Source organism: Pseudoxanthomonas sp. PXM01, from assembly GCF_014851815.1.
Lineage (GTDB): Bacteria > Pseudomonadota > Gammaproteobacteria > Xanthomonadales > Xanthomonadaceae > Pseudoxanthomonas_A.
Window position 1 is genome coordinate 13115 of record NZ_JACVAJ010000003.1, and the last position, 13299, is coordinate 26413.

Genomic DNA, 13299 nt, shown 5'->3' on the forward strand with positions numbered 1-13299 from the left:
GGATGGCGCACGGTGCGCGCCTTCATCCGCCGATCTTACGCGTTACGGCCAGACCGGCGGATTGGCCTGCCAGGCGCCGAGCACTTCGGCCAGCGTGTCGCGATCTTCCTGTCGCCAGCCGGGCAGCAGCGTGGCGTAGTTGCGCGCATCGGTCCACAGCAGGGGCTCGGTGCGCACGGCCGCGCCGTACCATTGCACCGCGTCTTCCTTGCGGCCCTGCTTCCACAGTGCCAGCGCGAGGGTGGGCGGCACCCACGAGGGGCCGCGGACCGCGCTGACCAGCGGCGTCCACTGCTGCAACGCCGCCTCGTGTTCGCCCAGGCGATACAGGTCCCAGCCGTAGTTCCAGCTGATCGAACGCCACAGGTTGCCGCCGGACTGCGTGCTGCTCAGGGCCTGCTGGTACAGCTGCCGTCCCAGGTCGGCACGGCCATCGTTCAGCGCGATGTGCCCCAGTTGCGCAGTGGCTTCGACCATCTTGCGGCCACGCTCGCGCGCCTTCACCAGCTGGTCCACCAGCGCAGCCCCTTCCACGCCGGTGATGGCGACCACCGGCACGGCCGCGCGGTCCTCGTCGAAATAGAATTCCTTCGGCTTCGGCACCGACTGTGCCTGCGCGGAAAAGACCGCCGATGCCAGCACGATGGCCAGCAGTGTGCACTTGCCTGCTTTCACTACGTTTCCCCCGGACTACAACAGCCCCCCGGCGCATCCTAACCGCTGCAACGCACAACGACGCAGTGATGCGCGTCACAGAAAATGCCGCTGTTACAATGCGCGCCTTCACGCCCGAGGGGTTATCGGGCCTCGCCAGCCGCTTTGGGCCCGCCATGACCAGCACCGCCGAACTCACCTCGCCCTCGTCCGCCAATACGCCGCAGATCGGGGTGATCGACAGCGACTACACGCTGGAACACAAGTACACGCGCACCGACGGCCGCATCTACCTGAGTGGCGTGCAGGCGCTGGTGCGGTTGCCGTTGATGCAGCGGCTGCGCGACCAGGCCGCCGGTCTGAACACCGCGGGCTTCATCAGTGGCTACCGCGGCTCGCCGCTGGGCGGCTTCGACCTGGAGCTGTGGCGCGCACGCAAGCATCTCGAGTCCGCCGGCGTGAAGTTCACCCCGGGCCTCAACGAGGACCTGGGCGCGACCATGGTGTGGGGCACGCAGCAGACCAACCTGTTCCCCGGCGCCACCGTCGATGGCGTGTACTCGATGTGGTACGGCAAGGGCCCCGGCGTGGACCGCTGCGGCGACGTGTTCAAGCACGGCAACGCCGCAGGCACTTCGAAGTTCGGCGGCGTGCTCGCGCTGGCGGCGGACGACCACAACTGCCGCAGCTCGACGCTGCCGCACGGCTCGGAAGACGAATTCGTCAGCGCGATGATGCCGGTGCTGAACCCGGCCGGCGTGCAGGACATCCTCGACCTGGGTCTGGTCGGCTGGGCGATGAGCCGTTACACGGGCCGCTGGATCGGCTTCAAGACGATCGCCGAGACCGTGGAGTCGTCGGCCTCGGTGCAGGTGGATCCGTTCGCGCGCGAGATCATCCTGCCGGAAGACTTCGCGATGCCGGCGGGCGGCTTGAACATCCGCTGGCCGAATCCGCCGCTCGACCAGGAGATGCGCCTGCACAAGTACGCGGTCGCCGCGGCGCAGGCGTTCGCACGGGCGAACAAGGTGGACCGCATCGTGCTGGATTCGCCGCGCGCGCGCCTCGGCATCGTCACCACCGGCAAGAGCTACCTGGACGTGCTGCAGGCGCTGGAATACCTGGGCCTGGACGAGCAGGCCTGCGCCGACATCGGTATCCGCGTCTACAAGGTCGGCATGACCTGGCCGCTGGAACCGGTCGGCATCACCGAGTTCGCCAAGGGGCTGGAAGACATCGTCGTGGTGGAGGAGAAGCGCGCCTTCATCGAGCGGCAGATGAAGGAGTATTTCTACAACTGGCCCGCCAGCGCGGGCACGCGCCCGTCCATCGTCGGCAAGTACGACGAGGGCGGCGAGTGGATCCTGCCGTCCACCGGCGAGCTGACCCCGGCGACGATCGCCGGCGTGATCGGCCGCCGCATCCAGCGCTTCTTCACCACGGAATCCATCGAACAGCGCCTGCGCTGGATGGAAGAGAAGGAAGCCGAGATGGCGCTGCCGCGCGCCAACTTCCCGCGCGTGCCGCACTACTGCAGCGGCTGCCCGCACAACACCTCGACGGTGGTGCCGGAAGGTTCGCGCGCACTCGGCGGCATCGGCTGCCACTACATGGTGACGTGGATGGACCGCGACACCGACACCTTCACCCACATGGGCGGCGAAGGCGTGACGTGGTCGGGCCAGGCGCCGTTCACCGAGACCGAGCACGTCTTCCAGAACCTGGGCGACGGCACGTTCTTCCACTCCGGTTCGCTGGCGGTGCGCCAGTCGGTCGCCACCGGGGTGAACATCACCTACAAGATCCTCTACAACGACGCGGTGGCGATGACCGGCGGCCAGCCGGTGGACGGCACGCTGTCGGTGCCGCAGATCGCACACATGATGCGCGCCGAGGGCGTGGACACGATCGTCCTGGTCAGTGACGACATCCGCAAGTGGAGCAAGCGCGAGCTGTTCCCAAGCGGCGTGGAGTTCTTCGACCGTGCCGAACTGGACGACGTGCAGCGCCGCCTGCGCGAAGTGAAGGGCGTCTCCATCCTGATCTACGACCAGGTCTGCGCCACCGAGAAGCGCCGCCGCCGCAAGCGCGGCAAGCTGCCGGACCCGGCCAAGCGCACGATGGTCAACACGCTGGTCTGCGAAGGCTGCGGCGACTGCGGCGTGAAGAGCTTCTGCGTGTCGGTACTGCCGAAGGAAACCGAATTCGGTCGCAAGCGCGAGATCGACCAGTCGAACTGCAACAAGGACTTCCGCTGCGTCGACGGCTTCTGCCCCAGCTTCGTCACCGTGCACGGCGGCACGCCGCGCAAGGGCAAGAAGGCCAACGCCGCCGACCTGCTCGCCGCGCTGCCGGCGCCTGCATTCAAGTCGGACCTCAATGAACCCTGGAACATCCTGATCACCGGCGTCGGCGGCACCGGCGTGGTGACCATCGGCGCGCTGCTCGGCATGGCCGGCCATCTGGAAGGCAAGGGCGCCAGCGTGCTCGACCAGACCGGCCTGGCGCAGAAGGGCGGCGCGGTGACCACGCACATCCGCATCGCACGCACGCCGGAAGACATCCACGCCGTGCGCATCGCCGCCGGCGAAGCCGACCTGGTGCTGGGCTGCGACATGGTGGTGGTCAACGACTACTGGGTGCTGTCGAAGGTGCGCGGCGAACGTTCGCAGGTAGTGCTGAACACCTACGAGGCGATGCCGGGCACGTTCACCACCCATCCGGACATGCAGTTCCCCGCCACCGACATCGTGGCCGGCGTGAAGGTCGCCCTGGGCGGCCGCGACCCGCTGCTGGTCGATGCCACGCAGATCGCGACCGCGCTGATCGGCGACGCCATCGGCAGCAACCTCTTCATGCTGGGCTATGCCTGGCAGCAGGGCCTGGTACCGATCTCGTTCGACGCGATCATGCGTGCGGTCGAGCTCAATGGCGCCGCCATCGAGATGAACAAGACCGCCTTCGCCTGGGGCCGACTGGCCGTGGTGAATCCGCAGGCGGTGCAGGAAGCCGCCGGCCTGATCCGCAATACGCAGACCGAGAGCGAACGCACGCCGCGTGCCCTGCAGGTGCTGCCGCCGGGCGAGTGGGAAAGCACCGAATGGGGTGCCAACGCGGCACCGCGCAATCCCGGCAACGAGAGCGAGCTGCGCGGCCTGCCGGAAGACGGCGCGGGCGACGCGGACGTCGCCTTCCTGCCGCTGGACGACCTGCGCCTGTCGCGTTCGCTGGACGAGTTGATCGCACGCCGCACCACGTTCCTGACCGAGTACCAGGACGCCGCCTACGCCCGCCGCTACACCGATCTGGTGACGCAGGTGCGCAGCGCCGAGAACACCCGGGCGCCCGGTTCGACCGCGCTGACCGAGGCGGTGGCCCGCTACTTCTTCAAGCTGATGGCGTACAAGGACGAGTACGAAGTCGCGCGCCTGTACACCAGCGGCGAGTTCCAGCGGCGCCTGCAACAGCAGTTCGACGGCGACTACGAGGTGCACTTCCACCTCGCGCCGCCGCTGTTCGCCAAGAAGGACGCGCACGGCCGCCTGATGAAGAAGGAATACGGTCCGTGGGTGTTCAAGGCGTTCGGCCTGCTGGCGAAGCTGCGCTTCCTGCGCGGCGGCACCTTCGACGTGTTCGGCTACACCGACGAGCGCAAGGGGGAGCGCCAGCTGATCGCGGACTACGAGAAGACCATCGGCGAGCTGCTGGCCGCGCTGGATGCCGGCAAGCTGGGCCTGGCCGTGGAGATCGCGAGCATCCCCGAGCACATCCGCGGCTACGGCCACGTCAAGGAAAAGCACCAGCACGCCGCCAAGGCGCGTGAAGCGGAGCTGCTGGGCTTGTGGCGCAATCCGAAGGCGCTGCACATCGTGCAGGCGGCGTAAGCAGACAGAAGACCCCGCTCCGGCGGGGTTTTTCCTGTGTGCGGGCTAGGAGCGCGCGCCTCTTAACCCGAGCGTGGCCAGTGCGCTGCGCAACGGCGGCTTCAGCGGCAACGCCAGTGTCCGGTAGACGAAGGACAGCGCGCGGCGCGTCCGCGGCACGCGCCACGCGAGGCCTTCCTCGATCGTGTACACGCATGGCGCACAAGCGCCGCAGGGTCGGCCACGCAACGGACGATGGCAGAACCACGTCATGTCCATCAGCGCGCTCCAGCCTTCGCGCGCGGCCTCGTCCTGCATCGCGCGCTTGTCGATCGGGAACAGCGGGAAGCTGAAGTGGCGGAACAAGGTGTACTCCGGCGTGCCCGCATGGCGCACGGACAGCCGGAAGCTGCGGTAGGTGCCGGCCTGTTCGAACGCCTCCACCTTCGACGACAGCAGTGCCTGCACCTTGTCGTCCACGTGCACGCTCAGCTCGATGCCGTCGATGCCGTGCTGTATGCAGAATTGCGGAAGCCAGGCGTACTGGCTGCCGATGTACATGTGCCGTCGCACCCTGCGCAATGCGTCTGCAATGTCGGCATCGTGATCCAGTTCCGCAACGCGGAACCGCCGCAGCGGCCGCAGCAGGTCGCGCGTATGCGGATGCCGGGCATGCAATGCCTCGGTGATCCGCTGCAGGCTCTGCAGTTCCGTGGCCGTGGAGGGCCGCGTCGGATCCTCCAGGTAATAGGGCGTCACCACCAGCCGGTGCTTCAGCAGCAGACGAAGCAGCTGGAACGTCGAATCCCAACCGCTGGTCCACAACAGGCGTACGCCTTCGTCGACGACGGGCGATGCGCGTTCGAGCAGGGACACGTGGTGTAGCGACGTCATGGCCGGATGCTAGCAAGCGCACGCGCAGGTGGCCGCAGCTTCTCTTCACATTGCTTCGCATTGCATTAATCGCGCAGCGGCACGTCCTGTTCATTCCCTCTTTGCACGCGCTGCTCACGCCTGCGCTCACCATCATCCGGAGGAACGGCGCGCTCGTGCGCATGAGTGCTGGTGATGCGTCGCGCCCCATCCGCAGGAGTCCATCGATGCATGCGCAGCCCATGAACCGGGAGCAATTCTGGCGTTTCGCCGACGCCGCCAAGGAATCCACCGAAGCGCTGGCCGCCCAGCGCATGAAGATCCTGCCGGAGCTCGATGTCGAGGCGCTGCGCGGCTTCTGCATCCAGTACCGCTTCTTCACCATCGACTACATCAGCGACCTCGCACTGCTGGTCGCACGCCTGCCGTTCGGCGGCCTGCGCAGCCTGCTCGGCCAGATCCTGACCGAGGAGCTGGGCGAAGGCGATCCTGCACGCGCGCATCCGACGGTGTACGACCGCTTCCTCACCAGCATCGGCGTGGACCGCCAGGACCTGTCGAACGTGCTGCCCGCCAACGAGCGCATCCTGCAGGGACTGACGCGCGACATGACCCGCCACCCCGTCGCCTACGGCGTGGGCCTGCGCGGAATGGGAGGCGAATGCCTTTGCCAGACCTACCTGTCGGTGATGTTCGAGCACATGCGCACGCACCCCTACCTGCAGGCGAACGCCGACACGATCGACTGGGAGTTCTGGACCATCCACACCGGCGAGGAGGACATCATCCACGGCGAGCTGACCCGCGCCGCCATCGACGAATACCTGCGCGACGACCCCAGCGTGCTGCCCGAGCTGGCACGCGGCTACGAGCGCAGCATCACCGCCTGGAACCTGTTCTGGCAGAACATCCTGGACGCGTATGCACCGCCGCTGGAGGTCGCGTCGTGAACGCGGTGGCAGAGGCATCGATCGCCCAGTTCCATCTCGCGTTCCCGGTCCGCGACCTGGACGAGGCGCGCGGGTTCTATGGCGGCGTGATGGGCTGCACGATGGGCCGCCGCGATACCTCGTACCAGGACTTCGATTTCTTCGGTCACCACCTGGTCGCGCACATCGGCGCCGACGGCCGGCCGCTGCACAACGGACGCTTCGACGGCGAGGCGGTACCGGTACCGCATTTCGGCATGAACCTGGACCGTGCTGCGTGGGAGGCGCTGGCCATGCGGCTCAAGGCCGCCGGCATTCCGTTCCATGAGGAGCCGCACCTGCGCCTGAAGGGCAAGCCCGGCCAGCACGTCACCATGTTCCTGTTCGACCCCTCCGGCAACGCGCTCGAATTCAAGTCTTTCGACGATCCCGAGCAGACCTTCATTCCCTGAGCGTCAGCCGCCGCGTCGCCAGACCAGGCAGCGGTTGTTCGCCGGCATCGCGTTGTCCTTGATCAGCACCAAGCCGATGCCCCGCGCCAGCGCATCGACGGCCTCGAAATCGCGGATGCCGGACGCGGGATCGCGATCCTTCAGCCACTGCTCGAAAGCGCGGTTGCTGTCGCTGGTGAAGTCGCCGTCGTAGTTGAAGGGGCCGTAGACGATCAGCAGGCCGTTCTTCGCAAGCACCTCGCCGACGCCGGCGAAGAATGCCTCGACCTGGGGCCAGCCCATGATGTGCAGGCTATTGGCGGTGAACACCGCATCGAAGGTCGCGTCAGGCCACGGGCCGTCGACATCGAGTTCGATCGTGGGCGGCGTGTTCGGCAACGCCATGTCGTCGAGCCAGGCCGTGATGCCCGGGAGATTATCGGCGCGATCGCTGGTTTGCCAAGTCAGCCACGGCATCGCCGCCGCGAAGTGCACGGCATGCTGGCCGGTGCCGCTGCCGACCTCGAGCACGCGGCGCGTGTCGCCTAGATGGCGCTGCAGGACGTCGAGGATCGGTCCCTGGTTGCGTTCGCACGAGGGCGCGAATGGTTTCTCCGCCGCCATCAGCCGGCAGAACGCACGTAGATGCGCTTCAGGCCATTGTCGCCGCCGCGCTCCTCGACGGTGAAGTGGCGCGGATGCGCCTTCAGCAGGTCGCTGAGTTTCTTGTGCCCGTACAGCCGGGTGTCGAAATCGGGGCGCACTTTGTTGAGGTAACTGCCGACGCTGCCGAGGAAGGCCCAGCCCTGGTCATCGCTGGCCTCTTCGATGGCCTGACGGATCAGCCGCAGCGGCAACGATTCGTGCCTGCCTGCCTCCACCACGGGTGCGGCGGTCGGTTCCGCCTGCGCGGCAGGCTTCTTCGCGGCCGGCTTGGCCGCCTTCTTCGCGGGTTTCGGTGGCGACGGCGGCGCAGGCGGTGCCGGTACTTCGCTGCGCAACACCTCGACGTAGATGAACTTGTCGCAGGCCTGCACGAAGGCGTCCGGCGTCTTGCGCTCGCCGAAACCGTACACGGTCAGCCCTTCCTCGCGCAGGCGCTGCGCCAGGCGGGTGAAGTCGCTGTCGCTGGAGACCAGGCAGACGCCGTCGAACCGGCGTGTGTACATCAGGTCCATCGCATCGATGATCAGCGAGCTGTCGGTGGCGTTCTTGCCGCTGGTGTAGGCGAACTGCTGCACCGGGTTGATCGAATGCTTCAGCAGCGCCTGCTTCCACTGGGTCATGCGCGTGCTGGTGAAGTCGCCGTAGATGCGCTTGACGCTGGCGACGCCGTACTTGGCGGTTTCCGCCAGCAGGCCTTCGATGACGGCGGGCTGCGCGTTGTCGGCGTCGATCAGCACGGCCAGCCGCGGCTGTTCGTCGTCGTTTTCGGGCCGGGCGACCGGACGGGATTTCATGTGCGCCATTCCTGTGCAGGATCGGGTGCATTGTGCACCACGTCGCCGCGGCATGACCGGCGTCACTTGACGTTGCCGCGTGTGCCGACGACAGTCCGGAGGCTTCCGCTCCAGGACCCGATCGATGCAACGACGCGACTTCCTCGCCCTCGGTGGCCTCACCCTCGCGGGGCTCGCACTGCCCGGCACGCGCGTCATCGCCGCCGAAGCCCTGCTGGAACCCGGTGACGTGGCGAAGAAGAAGCGCCTGGCCGATGCCGCGCTGGCAGCGGCGACCGCCGCGGGCGCGACCTACTGCGACGTGCGCATCGGGCGCTACCTGCGGCAGTCGCTGATCACCCGCGAGGACAAGGTGCAGAACGTGGTGAACACGGAGTCCTCCGGCATCGGCGTGCGCGTGATCGCGCAGGGCGCCTGGGGCTTCGCCGCGACCAACGACCAGACGCCGGACGGCGTCGCGGCCGCCGCGCGGCAGGCCGTTGCCATCGCCCGCGCCAATGCGCGCATCCAGGGCAAGCCGGTGCAGCTCGCGCCACTGACCGGCACCGGCGAGGTGGCGTGGAAGACGCCGATCGTCAAGAACGCGATGGCGGTGCCGGTGAAGGACAAGGTCGACCTGCTGCTGGGCGCCAACGCCACCGCGCTGTCGGCCGGCGCCAGCTTCGCGGCCTCGCGCATGTTCGTCATCAACGAGCAGAAGTACTTCGCCAGCACCGACGGCTCCTACATCGACCAGGACGTGCACCGCATCTGGGTGCCCTTCACCGTGACCGTGGTGGACAAGGCGACCGGCAGGTTCAAGACGCGCGACGGCCTGTCCGCGCCGATGGGCATGGGCTACGAATACCTGGACGCCAACCCGGCCGACAAGATCGCGCTGCCCGGTGGCGTGGTGGCGTACGGCGCCTCGTACGACCTGCGCGACGACATCGTAGCCGCGGCGAAACAGGCGCGGGCCAAGCTGACCGCGCCGTCGGTGAAACCCGGCAAGTACGACCTGGTGCTGGACCCGTCCAACCTGTTCCTGACCATCCACGAGAACGTCGGCCATCCGCTGGAGCTCGACCGTGTGCTCGGCTATGAAGCCAACTACGCCGGCACCAGCTTCGCCACACTGGACAAGCGCGAGCAGCGCTTCCAGTGGGGCAGCCCGATCGTGACCTTCACCGCCGACAAGACCGAGCCGCACAGCCTCGGCGCGGTCGGCTACGACGACGAAGGCGTCAAGACTCGGCGCTGGGACCTGGTGAAGGACGGCGTGCTGGTCAATTACCAGGCCACGCGGGACGAGGTCCATATCTTGGGCGAGGACGCCTCGCACGGCTGCAGCTATGCGGACTCGTGGAGCAGCGTGCAGTTCCAGCGCATGGCCAATGTCTCGCTGGCGCCGGGCAAGACGCCGCTGACCGTGGCAGAGATGGTCAAGGACGTGGAGAACGGCATCTACATCCATGGCCGTGGTTCGTATTCCATCGACCAGCAGCGCTACAACGCCCAGTTCGGCGGCCAGCTGTATTTCGAGATCAGGAACGGCCAGGTGACGCGACAGATCGAGGACGCCGCCTACCAGATCCGCACGCCGGAGTTCTGGAACGCCTGCACCGCCATCTGCGACGCGCGCGACTTCCGCCTCGGCGGTTCGTTCTTCGACGGCAAGGGCCAGCCCAGCCAGGTCTCTGCGGTCTCGCACGGCTCGGCGACCACGCGCTTCAACGGCATCAACATCATCAACACGGCCCGCAGCCTGGGTTGATCGCGCGATCCGGGCATCGCGACGCGGTGTGTATGCCGAAAGTCATTTGACGCTGTCTCCACCGCGGCGCAAGAATCGGGGACGACCCGCGCGGTGGACATGGCGCGGGCCACAACGCGTCCGTCGCAGTCCCCCGCCTGCCCCGCGCAGGCCCAATGGTGGAGAACAGCCTTGCAACGTCGTGACTTCCTGGCCCTGACCGGCCTCACCGTGGGCGGCCTGATGGTGCCGTCCTACTTCGGCAAGGCGATCGCCGCCGAGCAACTCCAGTCCACCCTCGATGTCGCGTTCAAGAAGCGCCTCGCCGACGCCGCGCTGGCCGCCGCCAAGCAGGCCGGCGCCACGTACTGCGACGTGCGCATCGGCCGCTACCTGCGCCAGTTCGTGATCACCCGCGAAGACAAGGTGCAGAACGTGGTGAACACCGAGTCCACCGGCGCCGGCATCCGCGTGATCGCCAACGGCGCCTGGGGCTTCGCCGCCACCAACACGCTGACCGCCGAGGGCGTGGCCGCCGCCGCGCGCCAGGCCGCCGCGATCGCCACCGCCAACAGCAAGACCCAGACCGCGCCGGTGCAGCTGGCCAAGGCGCCGGGCTTCGGCGAGGTGTCGTGGAAGACGCCGATCAAGAAGAACGCGATGGAAGTTCCGATCAAGGACAAGGTCGACCTGCTGCTGGGCGTCAACGCGGCGGCGATCAACGCCGGCGCCGACTTCGTCAACTCGATGATGTTCGTGGTCAACGAGCAGAAATACTTCGCCAGCACCGACGGCTCCTACATCGACCAGGACGTGCACCGCATCTGGGTGCCGATGACGGTCACCGCCATCGACAAGGCCAGCGGCAAGTTCCGCACCCGCGACGGCCTGTCCTCGCCGGTCGGCATGGGCTATGAGTACCTCGACGGCGACGCCTCGCAGAAGTACGCCACGCCGAACGGCGTGATCAACTACGGCCTGTCGTACGACATGAAGGAGGACGCCATCGCGTCCGCCAAGCAGGCGCGCGCCAAGCTGACCGCCCCGTCGGTGAAGCCCGGCAAGTACGACCTGGTGCTGGACCCGTCGCATACCTGGCTGACCATCCACGAGAACGTCGGCCACCCGCTCGAACTGGACCGCGTGCTCGGCTACGAGGCCAACTACGCCGGCACCAGCTTCGCCACGCTGGACAAGCGCAAGGACGCGTTCCAGTACGGCAGCGGCATCGTCAACCTGTTCGCGGACAAGGTGCAGACCGGCAGCCTGGGCGCGGTCGGTTACGACGACGAGGGCGTCAAGACCAAGCGCTGGGACCTGGTGAAGGAAGGCAAGCTGGTCGACTACCAGACCATCCGCGACCAGGCCCACATCCTGGGCAAGGACGAATCCGACGGCTGCTGCTACGCCGACTCGTGGAGCAGCGTGCAGTTCCAGCGCATGGCCAACGTCTCGCTGGCCCCGGGCAAGACCAAGCTGTCGGTGGCCGACATGATCAAGGACGTCGAGAACGGCATCTACATCATCGGCGACGGCTCGTTCTCGATCGACCAGCAGCGCTACAACGCGCAGTTCGGCGGCCAGCTGTTCTACGAGATCAAGAACGGCAAGATCACCCAGCAGCTCGAGGACGTGGCCTACCAGATCCGCACGCCGGAATTCTGGAACGCCTGCACCGCGATCTGCGACGAGAGCGACTACCGCCTGGGCGGTTCGTTCTTCGACGGCAAGGGCCAGCCCGGCCAGGTATCCGCGGTGTCGCACGGGTCGTCCACCGCGCGCTTCAACGGCATGAACGTCATCAACACCGCCCGCTCGCTCGGCTGACCGGCGCAAGGAGACCCTAGAACATGAGCATCCTCACCGAAGCGCAGGCCAAGGCCATCCTGGACAAGGTCCTTGCGCTGTCCAAGGCGGACGAGTGCACCGCATCCCTCACCGGCTCGATCGAAGGCAACATCCGTTTCGCGCTGAATAACGTCTCCACCAGCGGCATCGTCAGCAACACCGACCTCGCCGTGCAGGTCGCGTTCGGCAAGCGCACCGGCGTGGCGACGATCAACGAGTTCGACGACGCCTCACTGGAACGTGTCGTGCGACGCGCCGAAGACCTCGCCCGCCTGGCCCCGGAGAATCCGGAGTTCATGCCGGCCGTCGAGAAGCAGGCCTACAAGGCGTCACCGACCTTCAGCGACTCCACCGCCGCCATCACGCCGGAGTTCCGCGCGCAGGTGGCCGCCGATTCGATCGGCCCGTGCAAGGCCGAGAAGCTGATCGCCGCCGGCTTCCTGGAAGACGGCCAGAGCTTCGTCGCCTTCGCCAACAGCAAGGGCAACTTCGGCTACCAGAAGGCCACCGCGTTCAACTACACCTGCACGGTACGCACCGAGGATGGTCGCGGTTCCGGCTGGGTCGGCCGCAACCTGAAGGATGCCAGCGCATTCAAGGCCGACAGCGACATCCGCACCGCGATGCGCAAGGCCAGCGAATCGGCCGAGGCCAAGGCGCTGGAACCGGGCAAGTACACGGTCATCCTGGAACCGGCCGCGGCCGCCGGCCTGATCTCCTTCATGATGAACTTCTTCGACGCGCGCCAGGCCGACGAAGGCCGCAGCTTCCTGTCCAAGAAGGGCGGCGGCAACAAGCTGGGCGAACAGGTCTACGACCCGCGCGTGAACATCAGCGCCGACCCGTGGCACCCGGGCGCCGAAGTGATGCCGTGGGACAACGAAGGCCTGCCACGCGAGAAGATGGCCATCGTCGAGAACGGCAAGGTGGTCAACCTGGAGTACTCGCGCTTCTGGGCGCAGAAGCAGGGCAAGCGCGCGATCGGTTCGCCGGGCAACCTGCTGTTCGCCGGCGGCACCAAGTCCACCGCCGAGCTGGTCGCCGGCACGCAGAAGGGCATCCTGGTCACGCGCACCTGGTACATCCGCATGGTCGATCCGCAGACCGTGCTGCTGACCGGCCTGACCCGCGATGGCACCTTCTACATCGAGAACGGCCAGATCAAGCACCCGGTGAAGAATTTCCGCTTCAACGAATCGCCGGTGATCATGCTCAACAACATCGAGGAACTCGGCAGGCCCGTCCGCGTGGCCGGCGACGAGTCCAGCTTCGTGATGATGATCCCGCCGATGAAGCTTCGCGACTTCACCTTCACCTCGCTGTCGGACGCGGTGTAAGTGTTCTGCCCCCTCCCCCGCCTGCGGGGGAGGGCTGGGGTGGGGGCCCGACGAAGCCGCCTGCGTTCCGCGCCACGGATCGCACCGACGCCCGCTCTTTCTCTCGACGCCTTTCGATGAAACCCCTTCTGCCCTTGCCCCCATCCCAGCCTTCCCCCGCACGCGGGGGAAG

Annotated in this window: 10 protein-coding genes; 6 read left to right on the forward strand and 4 right to left on the reverse strand. The window is 67.1% G+C overall.

Features of this window, described 5'->3' with window-relative positions:
• Positions 1-42 precede the first annotated feature (42 nt).
• Positions 43-675: a tetratricopeptide repeat protein gene (locus IB230_RS16640; RefSeq protein WP_343227351.1), complete on the reverse strand. Its 633-nt coding sequence runs from the start codon at positions 673-675 to the stop codon at positions 43-45.
• A gap of 155 nt (positions 676-830) precedes the next feature.
• Between IB230_RS16640 and IB230_RS16645 the strand changes: the two genes are divergently transcribed.
• Positions 831-4538, forward strand: a complete 3708-nt coding sequence (locus tag IB230_RS16645; protein ID WP_192273991.1) for an indolepyruvate ferredoxin oxidoreductase family protein — start codon at positions 831-833, stop codon at positions 4536-4538.
• Between the two features lie 45 nt (positions 4539-4583).
• Here the strand turns inward: IB230_RS16645 and IB230_RS16650 are convergent, their stop codons facing one another.
• Positions 4584-5411, reverse strand: a complete 828-nt coding sequence (locus tag IB230_RS16650; RefSeq protein ID WP_192273992.1) for a hypothetical protein — start codon at positions 5409-5411, stop codon at positions 4584-4586.
• 221 nt (positions 5412-5632) lie between these two features.
• On the opposite strand from IB230_RS16650, the gene IB230_RS16655 reads away from it, so the two are divergent.
• Both IB230_RS16655 and IB230_RS16660 read left to right on the forward strand, forming a co-directional pair.
• A complete protein-coding gene (locus IB230_RS16655; RefSeq protein WP_192273993.1) occupies positions 5633-6340 on the forward strand; it encodes an iron-containing redox enzyme family protein in 708 nt (235 codons plus the stop codon).
• A complete protein-coding gene (locus tag IB230_RS16660; RefSeq protein WP_343227352.1) occupies positions 6337-6771 on the forward strand; it encodes a VOC family protein in 435 nt (144 codons plus the stop codon). The genes IB230_RS16655 and IB230_RS16660 overlap by 4 nt, the downstream gene beginning before the upstream one ends.
• 3 nt (positions 6772-6774) lie before the next feature.
• On the opposite strand, the gene IB230_RS16665 is transcribed toward IB230_RS16660, so the two are convergent.
• Together IB230_RS16665 and IB230_RS16670 are read right to left on the reverse strand one after the other, a co-directional pair.
• The gene (locus IB230_RS16665; RefSeq protein WP_192273994.1) at positions 6775-7374 is read right to left on the reverse strand and encodes a DUF938 domain-containing protein; all 600 of its coding nucleotides are present in this window, start codon (positions 7372-7374) and stop codon (positions 6775-6777) included.
• Entirely contained in the window at positions 7374-8210 is an 837-nt protein-coding gene (locus tag IB230_RS16670; protein WP_192273995.1) for an NYN domain-containing protein, read from the reverse strand. The genes IB230_RS16665 and IB230_RS16670 overlap by 1 nt, the downstream gene beginning before the upstream one ends.
• Positions 8211-8334: 124 nt before the next feature.
• Between IB230_RS16670 and IB230_RS16675 the strand changes: the two genes are divergently transcribed.
• The 3 genes from IB230_RS16675 to IB230_RS16685 all read left to right on the forward strand — a co-directional run bounded on the left by IB230_RS16675 (position 8335) and on the right by IB230_RS16685 (position 13127).
• Positions 8335-9963: a TldD/PmbA family protein gene (locus tag IB230_RS16675; protein WP_192273996.1), complete on the forward strand. Its 1629-nt coding sequence runs from the start codon at positions 8335-8337 to the stop codon at positions 9961-9963.
• A gap of 171 nt (positions 9964-10134) precedes the next feature.
• A complete protein-coding gene (locus IB230_RS16680; protein ID WP_192273997.1) occupies positions 10135-11769 on the forward strand; it encodes a TldD/PmbA family protein in 1635 nt (544 codons plus the stop codon).
• Between the two features lie 23 nt (positions 11770-11792).
• Positions 11793-13127: a TldD/PmbA family protein gene (locus tag IB230_RS16685; RefSeq protein ID WP_192273998.1), complete on the forward strand. Its 1335-nt coding sequence runs from the start codon at positions 11793-11795 to the stop codon at positions 13125-13127.
• Positions 13128-13299: the final 172 nt, after the last annotated feature.

What these genes read in the sequence shown, in the direction of transcription:
- IB230_RS16650 (WP_192273992.1), bottom strand. Translation starts at nt 5,411, where the DNA reads ATGACGTCGCTACACCACGTGTCCCTGCTCGAACGCGCATCGCCCGTC.
- IB230_RS16665 (WP_192273994.1), bottom strand. Translation starts at nt 7,374, where the DNA reads ATGGCGGCGGAGAAACCATTCGCGCCCTCGTGCGAACGCAACCAGGGA.
- IB230_RS16655 (WP_192273993.1), top strand. Translation starts at nt 5,633, where the DNA reads ATGAACCGGGAGCAATTCTGGCGTTTCGCCGACGCCGCCAAGGAATCC.
- IB230_RS16675 (WP_192273996.1), top strand. Translation starts at nt 8,335, where the DNA reads ATGCAACGACGCGACTTCCTCGCCCTCGGTGGCCTCACCCTCGCGGGG.
- IB230_RS16645 (WP_192273991.1), top strand. Translation starts at nt 831, where the DNA reads ATGACCAGCACCGCCGAACTCACCTCGCCCTCGTCCGCCAATACGCCG.
- IB230_RS16685 (WP_192273998.1), top strand. Translation starts at nt 11,793, where the DNA reads ATGAGCATCCTCACCGAAGCGCAGGCCAAGGCCATCCTGGACAAGGTC.
- IB230_RS16670 (WP_192273995.1), bottom strand. Translation starts at nt 8,210, where the DNA reads ATGAAATCCCGTCCGGTCGCCCGGCCCGAAAACGACGACGAACAGCCG.